15 protein-coding genes are annotated in these 14,445 nt (G+C 72.7%); 8 read left to right on the top strand and 7 right to left on the bottom strand.

Annotated elements, in window-relative coordinates; all coding sequences use genetic code 11:
* Window positions 1-94: 94 nt before the first annotated feature.
* The gene (locus AC3EN4_RS21040) at window positions 95-2,608 is read right to left on the bottom strand and encodes a DEAD/DEAH box helicase (protein WP_435207445.1); all 2,514 of its coding nucleotides are present in this window, start codon (window positions 2,606-2,608) and stop codon (window positions 95-97) included.
* A 75-nt stretch (window positions 2,609-2,683) separates the two neighbouring features.
* Window positions 2,684-3,385, bottom strand: a complete 702-nt coding sequence (gene trmB, locus AC3EN4_RS21035) for a tRNA (guanosine(46)-N7)-methyltransferase TrmB (RefSeq protein ID WP_435207444.1) — start codon at window positions 3,383-3,385, stop codon at window positions 2,684-2,686.
* 130 nt (window positions 3,386-3,515) lie between these two features.
* On the opposite strand from trmB, the gene AC3EN4_RS21030 reads away from it, so the two are divergent.
* Together AC3EN4_RS21030 and AC3EN4_RS21025 are read left to right on the top strand one after the other, a co-directional pair.
* Window positions 3,516-4,262, top strand: a complete 747-nt coding sequence (locus tag AC3EN4_RS21030; protein WP_435207488.1) for a hypothetical protein — start codon at window positions 3,516-3,518, stop codon at window positions 4,260-4,262.
* Between the two features lie 328 nt (window positions 4,263-4,590).
* Complete coding sequence (locus tag AC3EN4_RS21025; RefSeq protein ID WP_435207443.1) at window positions 4,591-5,187, top strand: class F sortase; 597 nt, start codon at window positions 4,591-4,593, stop codon at window positions 5,185-5,187.
* A 96-nt stretch (window positions 5,188-5,283) separates the two neighbouring features.
* Here AC3EN4_RS21025 and AC3EN4_RS21020 read toward each other — a convergent pair whose 3' ends face one another.
* From AC3EN4_RS21020 to AC3EN4_RS21005, 4 genes are all read right to left on the bottom strand, one after another.
* The gene (locus AC3EN4_RS21020) at window positions 5,284-6,159 is read right to left on the bottom strand and encodes an alpha/beta fold hydrolase (RefSeq protein WP_435207442.1); all 876 of its coding nucleotides are present in this window, start codon (window positions 6,157-6,159) and stop codon (window positions 5,284-5,286) included.
* Between the two features lie 51 nt (window positions 6,160-6,210).
* Window positions 6,211-6,528: an antibiotic biosynthesis monooxygenase family protein gene (locus AC3EN4_RS21015; RefSeq protein ID WP_422739428.1), complete on the bottom strand. Its 318-nt coding sequence runs from the start codon at window positions 6,526-6,528 to the stop codon at window positions 6,211-6,213.
* A 48-nt stretch (window positions 6,529-6,576) separates the two neighbouring features.
* On the bottom strand, window positions 6,577-7,374 hold the full coding sequence (locus tag AC3EN4_RS21010) for an exodeoxyribonuclease III (protein ID WP_435207441.1): 798 nt from the start codon (window positions 7,372-7,374) through the stop codon (window positions 6,577-6,579).
* A gap of 61 nt (window positions 7,375-7,435) precedes the next feature.
* On the bottom strand, window positions 7,436-8,356 hold the full coding sequence (locus AC3EN4_RS21005) for a proteasome assembly chaperone family protein (protein WP_435207440.1): 921 nt from the start codon (window positions 8,354-8,356) through the stop codon (window positions 7,436-7,438).
* A gap of 401 nt (window positions 8,357-8,757) precedes the next feature.
* Here AC3EN4_RS21005 and AC3EN4_RS21000 point away from each other — a divergent pair, with 401 nt between their 5' ends.
* The 3 genes from AC3EN4_RS21000 (at window position 8,758) to AC3EN4_RS20990 (ending at window position 10,661) form a co-directional block, all read left to right on the top strand.
* Entirely contained in the window at window positions 8,758-9,606 is an 849-nt protein-coding gene (locus tag AC3EN4_RS21000) for a peptidase M23 (protein WP_435207439.1), read from the top strand.
* Window positions 9,607-9,712: 106 nt separating this feature from the next.
* A complete protein-coding gene (locus AC3EN4_RS20995; protein WP_355237852.1) occupies window positions 9,713-9,859 on the top strand; it encodes a hypothetical protein in 147 nt (48 codons plus the stop codon).
* 46 nt (window positions 9,860-9,905) lie between these two features.
* A complete protein-coding gene (locus AC3EN4_RS20990; RefSeq protein ID WP_435207438.1) occupies window positions 9,906-10,661 on the top strand; it encodes an EcsC family protein in 756 nt (251 codons plus the stop codon).
* A gap of 21 nt (window positions 10,662-10,682) precedes the next feature.
* Here the strand turns inward: AC3EN4_RS20990 and AC3EN4_RS20985 are convergent, their stop codons facing one another.
* A complete protein-coding gene (locus AC3EN4_RS20985) occupies window positions 10,683-11,534 on the bottom strand; it encodes a GDSL-type esterase/lipase family protein (protein ID WP_435207437.1) in 852 nt (283 codons plus the stop codon).
* Between the two features lie 190 nt (window positions 11,535-11,724).
* Between AC3EN4_RS20985 and AC3EN4_RS20980 the strand changes: the two genes are divergently transcribed.
* From AC3EN4_RS20980 to AC3EN4_RS20970, 3 genes are read left to right on the top strand one after another with little or no spacing between them, the layout of a single operon-like run.
* Complete coding sequence (locus AC3EN4_RS20980; RefSeq protein WP_203149328.1) at window positions 11,725-11,988, top strand: DUF6343 family protein; 264 nt, start codon at window positions 11,725-11,727, stop codon at window positions 11,986-11,988.
* Window positions 11,989-12,000: 12 nt separating this feature from the next.
* Entirely contained in the window at window positions 12,001-13,416 is a 1,416-nt protein-coding gene (locus tag AC3EN4_RS20975; RefSeq protein ID WP_435207436.1) for an NADP-dependent succinic semialdehyde dehydrogenase, read from the top strand.
* Between the two features lie 40 nt (window positions 13,417-13,456).
* On the top strand, window positions 13,457-14,422 hold the full coding sequence (locus AC3EN4_RS20970; protein ID WP_435207435.1) for a TIGR03885 family FMN-dependent LLM class oxidoreductase: 966 nt from the start codon (window positions 13,457-13,459) through the stop codon (window positions 14,420-14,422).
* Window positions 14,423-14,445: the final 23 nt, after the last annotated feature.

The following is a 14,445-nucleotide window of genomic DNA, read 5'->3' as shown; positions in this document are numbered from 1 at the left end:
CGACGGCCCGGGCGAGGGCTGCCGCCCGTGGACGGGGCACCGACGACGCGGCAGAGGGGGCCCGTATTCCGGACGACCCCCTCTGCGGCGACCGCTAGAGCTGGCCGACCTCCGTGATCCGGACGACCGCCGCGCCGACCTCGTCCGAGGCGACGAGGTCGATCTCCGCGCTGATGCCCCAGTCGTGGTCGCCGTCCGGGTCGTCGAAGATCTGCCGGACGGTCCACTTCTCCCGGCCCTGTTCGATCATGAGCAGCGCCGGGCCGCGGGCGTCCGGACCCACCCCGATCGAGTCGTACGCCTCGAAGTACGGCGTCAGGGCGTCGGCCCACGCGTCGTAGTCCCAGCCGTCGGCGGCGTCGAGCTCGGCGAGCAGGTCCCAGCGGCGCAGCGCGGCCAGCTCCACGCGGCGGAACAGCGCGTTGCGTACCAGCACCCGGAACGCCCGCGCGTTGCGGGTGACGGCCGGCGGCCGGTCGCTCAGGGAGGCGTGCGCCTGGGCCACCTCGGCCACGTCGGACGGGTTGCGCAGCCGCTCCCACTCGTCGATGAGGCTGGAGTCGACCTGGCGGACCAGCTCGCCCAGCCACTCGATGAGGTCGATCAGCTCCTCGGTCTTGGCGTCCTCGGGCACGGTCTGGCGCAGCGTCTTGTACGCGTCGGCCAGGTAGCGCAGGACCAGGCCCTCCGAGCGGGTCAGCCCGTAGAACTGCACGTACTCGGTGAAGGTCATGGCCCGCTCGTACATGTCGCGGACGACGGCCTTGGGGGAGAGCTGGTGGTCGGCGACCCAGGGGTGGCCCTGCCGGTACATCTCGTACGCGGCCTCCAGCAGCTCGGCGAGCGGCTTGGGGTGGGTCACCTCGTCGAGCAGTTCGAGGCGGGCCTCGTACTCGATGCCCTCGGCCTTCATCGCGGCGACCGCCTCGCCGCGTGCCTTGAACTGCTGCGCGGACAGGATCTGGCGGGGGTCGTCGAGGATCGACTCGATCACGCTCAGCACGTCGAGGGCATATGACGGGGATTCGGCGTCGAGCAGCTCGATGGCGGCCAGGGCGAGGGGGGAGAGCGGCTGGTTGAGCGCGAAGTCGAGCTGGAGGTCGACGGTGAGCCGTACCCGGCGGCCGGTCTCGTCCGGCTCGGGCAGCTCCTCCACGACCCCGCCGGCCCGGAGTGCCCGGTAGATGGCGATGGCCCGGCGGATGTGCCGGCGCTGCGCGGCGGGTTCCTCGTGGTTGTCGGTGAGCAGGTGCCGCATCGCCGCGAACGCGTCACCGGGTCGGCCGATCACGTTGAGCAGCATCGAGTGGCTGACCTGGAAGCTGGACGTCAGCGGCTCCGGCTCGGCCTCCACGAGGCGGTCGAAGGTGGGTTGGCCCCAGCCGATCGAGCCCTCCGGCGGCTTCTTGCGGACGACCTTGCGGCGCTTCTTCGGGTCGTCGCCGGCCTTTGCCAGGGCCTTCTCGTTGTCGATGACGTGTTCGGGGGCCTGCACGACGACCCGGCCGATGGTGTCGTACCCGGCCCGGCCGGCCCGTCCGGCGATCTGGTGGAACTCGCGGGCCTTGAGCAGGCGGGTACGGACCCCGTCGTACTTGCTGAGGCCGGTGAACAGCACCGTGCGGATCGGGACGTTGATGCCGACGCCGAGCGTGTCGGTGCCGCAGATGACCTTGAGTAGCCCGGCCTGGGCGAGGGTCTCGACCAGGCGGCGGTACTTGGGCAGCATGCCGGCGTGGTGTACGCCGATGCCGTGCCGGACCAGCCGGGACAGTGTCTTGCCGAAGCCGGAGGTGAACCGGAAGCCGCCGATCGCCTGCGCGATCATGTCCTTCTCGGCGCGGGTGCAGACGTTGACGCTCATCAGCGCCTGAGCGCGTTCCAGCGCGGCGGCCTGGGTGAAGTGCACGACGTACACCGGGGCCTGCTTGGTCTCCAGCAGCTCCTCGAGCGTCTCGTGCAGCGGCGTCATCGCGTACGAGAAGATGAGCGGGACCGGCCGCTCGGCCGAGCGCACGACGGCGGTGGGCCGGCCGGTGCGCCGGGTCAGGTCGTCGACGAAGCGGGTGGTGTCCCCCAGCGTGGCGGACATCAGGATGAACTGCGCCTGCGGCAGCTCGATGATCGGTACCTGCCAGGCCCAGCCCCGGTCGGGTTCGGCGTAGAAGTGGAACTCGTCCATGATCACCTGGCCGACGTCGGCCCGGTCGCCCTCGCGCAGCGCCAGGTTGGCCAGGATCTCCGCGGTGCAGCAGATGATCGGGGCGTCGGCGTTGACGCTGGCGTCGCCGGTGAGCATGCCGACGTTCTCGGCGCCGAAGACCTCGCAGAGGGCGAAGAACTTCTCCGACACCAGTGCCTTGATGGGCGCGGTGTAGAACGTCGTCCGGTTGTCGGCCAGGGCCGCGAAGTGCGCGGCGATCGCCACCAGGCTCTTACCCGAGCCGGTGGGCGTGTTCATGATCAGGTTGGCGCCGGAGACGATCTCGATGACCGCCTCCTCCTGATGGGGGTAGAGGTCGAGGCCGCGCTCCTTCGCCCAGCCGGCGAACGCGTCGAAGAGGGTGTCGGGGTCGGCGCTTCTCGGCAGCGCGGCGGTGAGCGTCATAGCGTGTCCATGGTGCCTGGATCATGCCCTCCGGCGCCAACCGGCTCGCATTTCGGCGCCGCCGCCGAAGATCAGTCAGCGCCGCCGGAAGATCAGATCGGCGACCGGACGGCCCGCGGTGATCGCTCGCCGCTCGAACTTGGTCACCGGGCGGTGCGCCGGACGCGGCGCGAAGCCCCCGTACGTGTCGACCAGCTCCGGGTCCGCGTCCAGGGTCTCCCGCATCGCCTCGGCGTACTCGGCCCAGTCCGTCGCGCAGTGCAGCACCCCGCCGGGGGCCAACCGGGAGCGCAGCAGCGCCACGTGCGCCGGCTGGATGATCCGCCGCTTGTGGTGCCGGGCCTTCGGCCACGGGTCGGGGAAGAACACGTGTACGGCGGCCAGGGCGCCCTCCGGCAAGCCGTTGACCAGCTCCAACGCGTCTCCCCGGGCTACCCGCACATTGCGCAGGTCAGCGCGGTGCACCAGGTCGAGCAGGTTCGCGATTCCCGGCGTGTGCACCTCGACCGCCAGATAATCTCGGTCCGGGTCGGCGGCGGCCATCGCGGCCGTGCTGTCGCCCATGCCCGAGCCGATCTCCAGCACCACCGGGGCCCGGCGGCCGAAGAGGGCGGCCAGGTCCACCGGCCCGCCCGACACGGCCAGGCCGTAGGAGGACCAGAGCCGGTCCAACGCGTCGGTCTGCCGGCTGGTCATCCGCCCCCGACGGGGGTGGAAGGTGCGGATCGTCCGGCCGGTGGGCGGGACGGTGGCGGGGTCAGGCTCGGTGATGGTCACAGCGACCCGAGCGTACGCGAGATCGTCGGCGGATCGGATGTGATGTGCGACCGGGAATGAGAGGATCCGATTGGTACGGCAGGCCGGGCGGTCCGCTGCCCGGCGCGGTCCGACGGCGTCGAGAGGGGGCATCGTGAGAGTGACCCGCGGCGGTGTGCTCCTGTCGGTGGCGACCATGCTCGCCTTCCCCCTGCTGGCCGCCGTTCCCGCGCTCGCCGCCCCGGCAACGCTCGCCACGCGGCCGGCTGCCGCTGCCGTGCCCGGCGGGCCGTCCGACCCCCTGTCGACCGCTTCCGACTGGCCGCTCGATCCGCTGTCGGCCGTCGCCGCACCCGCCGGGCCTCTCGACGTCCGGGCGGTTGCCGCGTCCGCGCCGCTCGACGCCCTGCCGGTCGCCGCGCCCGCGCCGCAGCCCGGAGGTGTGCCGGGTGGCGCGCCGCAGCCCACCCCCGTGGTGGACGTCTTCGTCGAGGTGACTCCCAGCACGGTGCAGCCCGGCTATCTGGTCGGCATCCGGGCCAGTTGCCGGGACAACTCGATCGGCGCCACCGTCGTCTCGGACGCGTTCGGCGCGGTCGGCGTACAGCCGCAGCGTGGCGTGCTCACCGCCGCGCCGATGGTGCGCGAGCGCACCCGTCCCGGCAACTACCGCGTCAAGCTGGAGTGCCCCGACGGCGAGACGGCGTCGACCATGTTGCAGGTGGTCAAGAAGATGCCCTCCCCGCACCCCAGTCGAGGCCCGGCAACCGGCTTCGGCGGCACCGCCGGGGGTACGGCCGGCAAGCTGCTGCTGCCCGGCGGTGCCGCCTTCACGGTCGCCGGGCTCGTCCTCGCCGTGGTGGCGCTGCGCCGGCCCCGACGCGTCGCGAGCCGCTGAGCCCGCCATGGAGATCTTCCGCCCCACACCGCCGCCGGCCGGCTCCCGCCCGCCCACCGGTTCGCGCCCGCCCGCCGGCGCGTGGCTGCCCGGCGATGCCCACCCACCCGGCGACGCCCGCCCACCCGCTGGCGCGCGCCCGTCCGGCGATGCCCGGCAATCCGCTGCTACCCGGCAAGCCGGCAATTCGCGCCCGTCCGTTGGCGCGAAGCCCCCGCCGCCGTCCCGCCCGTCGCGGGTCCCGGCCGAGCGGCCGGCGGTTGCTGGCCGTCCGCCGACCGCCGTCGCTCCGCGGCGCAGCCGGCCGACCGGCCGCAGTCCCTGGTCGGTGCCGCTGGCCGTGGTGCTGGTGCTGGTGGGCGTCTTCGCGACCGGCGCGGGACTGGGCCGCTCGGTCGGCCCGTTCGACCTCGCCCCGACCGGCGGCGACCGTCCGGCCCGCAGCGAGACGGTCGGGTTGTCGGCGAGCCGCCCGGTGCGCGTCAGCGTCCCGGCGATCAAGGTCTCCGCGCCGGTGGCGCCGGTCGGGCAGGCTCGGGACGGGACGATCGCCGTACCGCCGCTGGAGAAGCAGAACGAGACCGGCTGGTACGACCGCGGACCGACGCCCGGCGAACCCGGTCCCGCGGTCATCGTCGGGCACGTGGACACCAAGAGTGGGCCGTCGGTCTTCTACGACCTGGGCAAGTTGAAGCCCGGTGACCTGATCGAGGTGGCCCGGGCGGACCGCTCGACGGTGGTGTTCAAGGTCGACAGCGTCGAGCGCTTCCCGAAGGACCAGCTACCCGCCGAACGCATCTACGGGCACGACGGACCGGCCGGGCTCCGGCTCATCACCTGTGGCGGCCAGTTCATCGGCGGTCGCACCGGCTACGAGGACAACGTGATCGCGTTCGCCACCCTGGAGTCGTCCCGCAAGCCCTGACCTGCGGTTGATCAACACGAGGTCGCCGACATCGGGGTGTCCCGGTGGCCCGGACACCCCCGTTTCGCCGAACCCGAGTCGATCAACCGCTCCGACTCAGCGCAGGAAGTCCAGCAGGTGGCGCACCGTCTCGTCGGGGGTCTCCTCCGGGATGAAGTGCCCGGCCGGCACGGGAGCGCCGCGTACGTCGTCGGCCCACTGCCGCCAGATGGCGAGGGGATCGTCGTAGAGGGTGGCGACCTGGCCGTGCTGGCTCCAGAGAAACAGCAGCGGGCAGGTGATCTTGCGGCTCCCGCGGTCCGCCTGGTCCTGGTCGTAGTCCAGCGTCGCCGCCGCGCGGAACTCCTCGCAGATCGCGTGCACGGTGTCGGGGCGGGTGAACTGCGCGAGGTAGGCCGCCCGCACCTCGGGCGGGAAGGAGTCCTTCACCTCCGGCCAGTTCTCCAGCATGTAGTCCACGAGCACCTCGGGCGCCGCGGCGATGAACCGCTCCGGCACCGGCTCCGGCGCCGCCAGGAAGGACCAGACCCAGTAGGACAGACTGAACGCCCGGTCGGCGCGGTCGTACACGTCCCCGATGGGTACGACGTCCAGAACGGCCAACCGGGTGACGACGTCCGGCGCGTCGAGCGCGAGGCGGTACGCGCACCGGGCGCCCCGATCGTGGCCGACCAGGTGGAACCGGTCGTACCCCAGGCTCCGCATCACCTCGACCTGGTCGCGGGCGATGGCGCGCATGCTGTACGGCTCGTGGTCGGGGCTGCTCGGCGGAGTGCCGCTGTCTCCCCAGCCGCGCAGGTCGGTGGCGACGACGGTGAAGTGCTCGGCGAGCCGGGGCGCCACCTTGTGCCACATGAGGTGCGTCTCGGGTATGCCGTGCAGCAGCAGGACGGGAGGTCCGTCGCCGCCGCGTCGTCCGTGGATCGTCGTGCCCGTGGTGACGACGTCGAACTCCTCGAACCCGTCGAACATGGCCGGAACCTCCGCGACCTCTCGCTGGCTACCCCACCTGGGTAGCGCCGGTCAGGGCTGGGGGACGTGCAGGGCCACCTCGAACTCCAGCAGGGTCGCGCCGCTGGACACCGGCGGGCGGGGCGTCTCGCCGGGGGCGGTGGCGTGGGCGGCCCGGGCCGAGCCCGAAGCCCACGCCTGGTACGCCTCCTCACTCTCCCACCTCGTGTAGACGAAGTAGCGGGTCTCGCCGGCCACCGGGCGGAGCAGTTCGAAGCCGAGGAAGCCGGGGGAGCCCTCCACCGCGCCGGCCCGCGCCGCGAACCGCTTCTCCAACTCGGGGCCGGCGCCCGGCGGAACCTCGATAGCGTTGATCTTCACGACTGCCATGTGTCCACCCTAGCCAGCGCCGACGCCCCGCGGCCCGAGCGCCGGAGGTCAGAACGCCTCGACGGCGGGCACCAGGTCCGCGTCGATGACGATCGGCGCGTGGTCGGAGGGGCCCTTGCCCTTGCGGGCCTCCCGGTCGACGTACGCCGAGCGGACCGCCCGGCTGAACGGCGCGGAGGCGTACACCAGGTCGATCCGCATCCCCTTGTTCTGGTGGAACATTCCGGCGCGGTAGTCCCAGTAGGTGAACGGGTGCGGCCCCTTCATGGGCGTCGGCACCACGTCGTTGAGGCCGAGGTCGCGCAGCGCGGCGAGGGCGGCCCGCTCGGCCGGGGTGACGTGCGTGGAGTGGGTGAACACCGCCGGGTCCCAGACGTCGGCGTCGGTCGGCGCGACGTTGAAGTCACCGCAGACCGCCAGCGGCAGGCCACCGGCCAGCTCCGCCTCCAGCGCGTCGCGCAGCGCCGCGAACCAGGCCAGCTTGTACGCGTAGTGCGGGTCGTCGGGCGTGCGCCCGTTGGGGACGTACACCGACCAGACCCGCACCCCGTCGCAGCTGGCGGAGATGGCCCGGGCCTCCGGCTCCGGGAAGCCCGGCTCGCCCGCGAAGCCGACGCGGACGTCGTCGAGCCCGACCCGGGACAGGATCGCCACCCCGTTCCAGCGGCCGTCGCTGTGGCTGGCCACCGTGTAGCCCAACTCGCCCACCTCGGCCACCGGGAACGCGCCGTCCGGGCACTTCGTCTCCTGCAGGCAGACGACGTCGGGCCCGGTGCCGGCCAGCCATTCCAGCAGCCGGGGGAGCCGGGCCTTCACCGAGTTCACGTTCCAGGTCGCCAGGCGCATACGTCCACCCTGCCGTATCCGAGGCCGCGACGCCGCCTCAGCCAGGTGCCGTGTCGCCGGGTCAGCTCCCGGGAGTGTCGCCCGGGCGGGTCTGCTCGGCCAGGAACCGTTCCAGCTCCGCGCCGAGTTCGTCGGCGGTGGGCAGCGGACCGGCGTCCGGGGCGAGCAGGCTCCGCTCACCGCGACCCCGGGCGAACGCGTCGTACTGCTCCTCCAGGGCCTGGACCAGGGCGGCGGCGTCCTCGGTCTGGGCGACCTGCCGGTCGATCTCCACCCGGACCACCTCGGCGGCCGAGCGCAGACCGTCGCCGGGCAGCAGCAGCCCGGTGCTGCGGGACACGGCGCTCAGCAGCACCTCGGCGGCGGCCGGGTATTCGGTCTGCGCCACGTAGTGCGGCACGTGGGCGGCGAAGCCGAGCGCGTCGCGGCCCTGCTGCCCGAGGCGGAACTCCAGCAGGTGCCCGACGCTGCCGGGCACCTGGACCCGTTGCAGCCACGGCTCGTACCCGCTGATCAGCTCGGGGCGGGTGGCGTGGGCGGTCACCCCGGTCGGCCGGGTGTGCGGGACCGCCATCGGGATCGAGTTGAGCCCGACGGTGAGCCGTACGTCCAGCCGGGCGGCGAGCCCCGCGACGGCGGCGGTGAACCGCTCCCACTGCAGGTCCGGTTCGGGGCCGGTGAGCAGCAGGAACGGCGTCTCGTCGTCGTCGTGCAGCAGGTGCAGCTCCAGCTTCGGCGCGTCGAAGCTCTCCCAGTGGTCCTCGTTGAAGGTCATCACCGGTCGGCGGGAGCGGTAGTCGAAGAGTTGGTCCACGTCGAAGGTGGCGATCGGCCGACCCTCGAGCGAGGTGAGCAGTTGCTCGCGGGCCAGCCGGCTGGCGTTGCCGGCGTCCACGAACCCGGTGAGGGCCTGAATCAGGACCGGCTGCCCGAGGTCGGGCAGATCGTCGGTGAGCTGGTAGAGCTCGTGTGGGTCGAGCACCGGTGCGGACCTCCCTGGAATGTGCCTGTTCGGGCGCCGTCGCGACGGACAGCACCCGGTTCGGGCAACGTACCCGCCATCCTGGTGCATTCCTGCGTCGGGCGATCCGTCGCCCGCCCGGTGGGCACGATCGGACGAACCACCCGATTACGTCGATCGGCCGATGGGCGGTTCGGCCCAAAGGCCGAGTTTGTCGATCATGTCGGGTCGCGCGGACCGATGTCCGTCTCTGTCCGCGTCCGTGGCGGCGTGCGCGGCAGGCCGCTTTCCCGAGGTACGCGAGGTTCGTTCCCCGTCCAGGTCGACCGCCCCCGCTCGTCCACCCCAGGGGCCTGATTCTGTGGCGATGACCACGTGATCACCGTGCGTGATCGGCGTTTCGACCTGCCTAGCCTCGGCTGATGCGTGACGACGGCACCCTCGACGACCCGTACGCCCCGAGCAGCCCCACTGCCGAAACGGAGGAAGGCACCTCAGCCGAACGGACAACCGCCGCGAGTCGGCTTCGCGCGTACACCCGCGACCTGAGCGGTCGACGCCGCGCCCAGGTGGCGCTCGCCACCGGCGTGGTCTGCTGCCTCGGACTGGCCGCCGCCGCGCAGGTCCGGGACCAGGACGCCGGTGCGCAGTCGCGGCAGAAGACCGCCGGCGTGGAACTGGCGGAGCGCGCCGAGCAGCAGGCGGCGTCCCGCGGGCTCGACCGCACGGCGGCCCCGTCCGCCACCCCGTCTGCGTCCACCACCCCCGCCGACCCGGACGCCACCCCCCGTGCGCGCAAGATCGTCCCGGCCAAGCCGACCCGCCCGGCGCCGGTCGCCGGCCTGGACCGGGCCCAGATGCAGAACGCCGAGGCGATCGTCCGCACCGGCCGCGCCATGGGCATCCCGCGCCGTGGCCTGGTCATCGCGGTGGCGACCGCCATGCAGGAGAGCAACCTCTACAACGTGGCCAGCGGCGTCCTGCCGGAGTCGCAGGACTACCCGCACCAGGGCGTCGGCTGGGACCACGACTCGGTCGGGCTGTTCCAGCAGCGGTCCAGCAGCGGCTGGGGTCCGGTGGGCCGGTTGATGGACCCGGAGTTCGCCACCCGACAGTTCCTCACGGCGCTCGAACAGGTGCCCGGCTGGCAGCAGATGCGGCTCACCGACGCCGCCCAGGCGGTGCAGGTCTCGGCGTACCCGGAGCACTACCAGCAGCACGAATGGCGGGCCACCCGGGTCGTCGACGCCATCCTTCCGACCGGGCGGTAGCCTACCGACCACTATGGACGGTGAGGGTTGAGCCTGTCGCGTCCCGGGTACATCCGTTGCGGGTTCGGGGTACACATGACTGAGGGATCACCGACAGGAGGACGTTATGTCTCTGATGCAGCGGATCAGCACCTTCCTGAGATCGCCCAAGGGTCAGCAACTGGTGGACCGGGGCCGGCGCGAGCTGGCCAAGCCGGAGAACCAGCAGAAGCTCAAGGGGTTGGCCACCCGCCTGTCCAACCGCCGTCGCTGACCGCCCCACCGGCCGTCCTGCCCGTACCCACCCCTGGGGAGACCCGGTGACCGACACCCCGCCCGCCGGCGGTCAATCCGCCGCGCCCACCCCCGAGTCGTCCGCCGGCCTGCCGGCCGCGCCGGCGGCCACGCCCGAAGGTCCGCCGGCCCGGCTGTGGGACCGGATGCGTGACGATCCGCAGTACGCCCCGGAGCACCTCGCCCTGGAGGCGGTACGTCGACTCGGGCCGGAGGCCGCCCAGTGGGCCGCCCGGGCCCGCAACGAGCACCCCGGCGTCTCCTCCGAGGTCCTGGCCGACCAGGCGGTCCGCAAGTTCGTCAACCTGGCCCGGCTGTCCGGGGCGGTCTCCGGCGCGGCCGGGCTGCCCGGCGCGGTCCTCGACGTCGGCGTGCTGGCCTGGACCCAGGCGCGGATGGTCCTGCACATCGCCGCCGCGTACGACGTCGACCCGCTGCACAGCGACCGGGCCACCGACCTGCTCGTCCTCCAGCGGGTGCACAAGGTCGCCGAGAGCGCCCGCCTGGCGCTCGGGGTGGCCGCCGGCCGGGAACGCGCCGACGCGCTCTTCGGCCTGGGCGGTCAACGTCCGCTGGGCCGGGTCATGGTGCAGCTCGGCGTCCGGCTCGCCCAGATGGCCGGCGTACGGGCGGCCAAACGACTCGTCGCCAAGATCGTCCCGGGGGCGTCGATCGTGCTCGGCACCTGGGCCAACTCGTCCGCCACCAAGGACCTGGCCGTGCGCTCCCGCGCGCTCTACGGTCGCCGGGGCACCGCCGTCCCGGAGCCCCGCAACCCCTGATCCGCCCCCGGTGGGGTCGACTCAGTCGGCCAGCCCGGACGCGCGCCAGGTCACCTCGGCCAGCCGGTCCTGGCCGCTGGCGTTGGGGTGGAACCAGTCCAGCGGGTTGAGCAGGTCCAGGGTGAAGCGGACCCGGTGCGCCGCGCCGCCGTCGTGCCGGCAACGCGAGCCGTACGCCCGGCAGGCCGCCACCAACTGCACGTTGTACGCGTCGATCCGCTCCCGGACGGCGGCCCGGCGGGACTTGTCGGCGGGCGCGTTCGACGTCGCGTTGGCCAGCAGCGCCGGGCAGATGCCCCGCTTCCACGCGCGTGTCGCCCGCCCGTCGGTGTGCCCGACCTCCCAGAGCCGGTACAGGTCGGGGATGCTCACCACCAGCACCCGGGCCTTCGGTCGGCCGGTGCGTAGCGCCCGCAGCCCGCGGTCGACGTCGGCGCGGAACGTGGTCACCGGGGTCATCGCGTCCACTCCGCCCCGGCAGATGTCGTTCGCCCCGATCAGCACGGTGACGTAGTCGGCGCGGTCGCGTACGGCTGCGTGGGCCTGGCCTTCGAGGGCGTCGGCGCGGGCGCCGGGCCGCGCGTGGTTGTACGCCCGGCCGCGGATCGCGGAATCCTGGTCGAGCAGCCGCCGGTAGTGGCTGTCCACCCGCAGGCCGTCCCCGGTGGACCAGGAGTTGCGCTCGCAGGAGGTCAGGACCAGGCAGGAGGCGAAGCCGGTGCTGATCGAGTCGCCGAGCGCGGCGATGCCGCCGGGGCCGCCGGACGACGGCGTGCTCTTCGTGGGGCGCGGTGCCGCCGACGTGCCACCCTCGCAAGCCAGCGCCACCAGCGCGGCGAGGCAGGCCAGGGCGGCGATCCAGCGTCGAGGCATGACATCCCCTGTCTCGCAGCGCAGAGCGACAGCGCGGTAACTCTATGCGCTGGACCGGGCTGGGCGGGAAGTCGCTGTCGGGTATGCGGCGAAGACGCCGCGGACCTGCCGTCGGGATGCTATAAGCGCCGGCGCGCGAGGAGTCGCCGGCTACCGGTTAACACCGCCGATCGCGGGTAGATCGTGAGCTATGACGAGGTCGCAGCCCCGGCGCGCCCGTGGCACGGTCGGCCACGCGTACAGCGCCCTCAACCTCCGGCTCACCCTCGCCAGCTTCGGGCTGGTGATCATGGTGATCTTCGCGGTGCTGGCGTTCTGGGCCGGGATCGCCTGGCTCGGCGTGCTCTGCGCGATCTTCGCGGTGGTCGCCGTGGTCGATCTGGTCGTGATCCAACGCCGCCGCGCCGCCCGCCGCCGCGAGGAGCCGGGCGTACGACACTCGCTGTTCGAGTGACAGGAGACCGAGATGCCCCACATCGCCACCACCAACCCCGCCACCGGTCAGGTGCTCAAGACCTACGAGGCGATGTCCACCGAACAGATCGACGCCGCCATCGAGCGCACCGATCTCGCGTACCGGCAACTGCGCGGCACCACCGTCGACGAGCGTGCCCGGTGGATGAACGCCGCCGCCGACCTGCTCGACGCCGAGCGGGACGAGATCGCCCGGATCATGACCACGGAGATGGGCAAGACGTACGCCGCCGCCCAGGCCGAGGTGACCAAGTGCGCCACGGCCGCCCGCTTCTACGCCGACAAGGCCCCGGCGTTCCTCGCCGACGAGCCGGCCGACTCCGCCGCCGTGAAGGCGACCAGGGCGTTCATCCGGTACCAGCCGATCGGCGTGGTGCTCGCCGTGATGCCGTGGAACTTCCCGCTCTGGCAGGTGATGCGCTTCGCCGCCCCGGCGCTGATGGCCGGCAACACCGGCCTGCTCAAGCACGCCTCGAACGTGCCGCAGACCGCGCTGCTGCTGGAGGACGTGTTCCGGCGCGCCGGCTTCCCGGAGGGCGCGTTCACGACCCTGCTGGTCGGCTCGGACGCCGTCGAGCGCATCCTCGCCGACCCCCGGGTACGCGCCGCGACCCTCACCGGCAGCGAGGCGGCCGGGCGGTCCATCGCGCAGATCGCCGGACGGGAGCTGAAGAAGACGGTGCTGGAGTTGGGCGGCAGCGACCCGTTCGTGGTGATGCCTTCGGCGGACCTGGACCGGGCCGCCGAGGTCGCCACCACCGCCCGCTGCCAGAACAACGGCCAGTCCTGCATCGCCGCCAAGCGGTTCATCGTGCACACGGACGTCTTCGACGCGTTCGCCGAGAAGTTCGCCACGAACATGGCCGCGCTGCGGGTCGGCGACCCGATGGACGCGGACACCGACGTGGGGCCGCTGGCCAGCGAGCACGGCCGCGACGAGGTGCACGCCCAGGTCCGCGACGCGGTGGACAACGGCGCGACGGTGCTGTGCGGCGGTGAGCTGCCCAGCGGCGAGGGGTGGTTCTATCCGCCGACCGTCGTCACCGACCTGACCCCGCAGATGCGGATGTGGTCCGAGGAGGTGTTCGGGCCGGTCGCCGGCCTGTACCGGGTGTCGTCCTACGACGAGGCCATCGAGGTGGCCAACGGCACCAGCTTCGGGCTCGGGTCGAACGCCTGGACCCGGGACGCGGCCGAGCAGGAGCGCTTCGCCACCGACCTGGACGCCGGCAACGTCTTCGTCAACGGCATGACCACCTCGTACCCGGAGCTGCCCTTCGGCGGGGTGAAGAACTCCGGCTACGGGCGGGAGCTGTCCGAGCTGGGCATGCGGGAGTTCTGCAACACCAAGACGGTGTGGGTGGGCGAGGGGGCGGCGTCGGCCGGCGCCGGCGCGCACGCCGAATAGCACGCATCACCGGACGTCGTCGTGGGTAGGAGGTGCGCCCATGACGACGTTCGGGTTCCACGCCTCCCACGAGCAGATCAACCCCCGCGCCCTGCTGGAAGCGGTCATGCACGCCGAGCGGGCCGGCTTCGACGCCGCCATGTGCTCCGACCACTTCTCCCCGTGGAGCGCCCGGCAGGGCGAATCCGGCTTCGCCTGGTCCTGGCTGGGCGCCGCGCTCCAGGCCACCGGCATGCCGTTCGGCGTCGTCAACGCACCCGGCCAGCGGTACCACCCGGCGATCATCGCGCAGGCGATCGGCACCCTCGGCACGATGTACCCGGGCCGGTTCTGGGCCGCCCTGGGCACCGGCGAGGCCAGCAACGAGCACATCACCGGCGACGCGTGGCCGCGCAAGGACGTCCGCTCCGCCCGGCTGCGCGAGTGCGTCGACATCATCCGGGCGCTGCTGGCCGGCGAGGAGGTCAGCCACGACGGTCTGGTCCGGGTGGACCGGGCCCGGCTCTGGACCCGCCCCGAGGAGCCGCCCGCGCTGGTCGGGGCCGCCGTCAGCGTCGCCACCGCCCGCTGGTGCGCCGACTGGGCCGACGGCCTGATCACCGTGAACGCGCCGGTGGAGCACCTGCGCGCGATGATCGACGCGTACCGGGACGCCGGTGGTCGTGGGCCGCTGCACCTTCAGGTGCACGTCTCCTGGGCGCCCGAGCAGGCGCAGGCCGAGGCGATCGCGTACGACCAGTGGCGCAGCAACGTCTTCGCCCCGCCGGTCTGCTGGGACCTGGAGACCGTGGAGCACTTCGACGTGGTCTCGGCCGACGTGCCGGCCGAGCGGGTCGCCCAGGTGGTGAACGTCTCGGCGGACCTGGGCCGGCACGTCGGCTGGTTGGAGGAGTACCTGGCGCTCGGCTTCGACCAGATCGCCCTGCACCACGTCGGGCAGGAGCAGCGCGGGTTCATCGACACGTTCGGCGCCGAGGTGCTGCCAAAGCTACGCCCGGGCGGCTGATCGGGCGGCGACGGGGCGACCCC

The sequence above is a fragment of the Micromonospora sp. bgisy143 genome (genome assembly GCF_057708145.1).
This window is presented reverse-complemented; position numbering and strand designations above follow the sequence as displayed.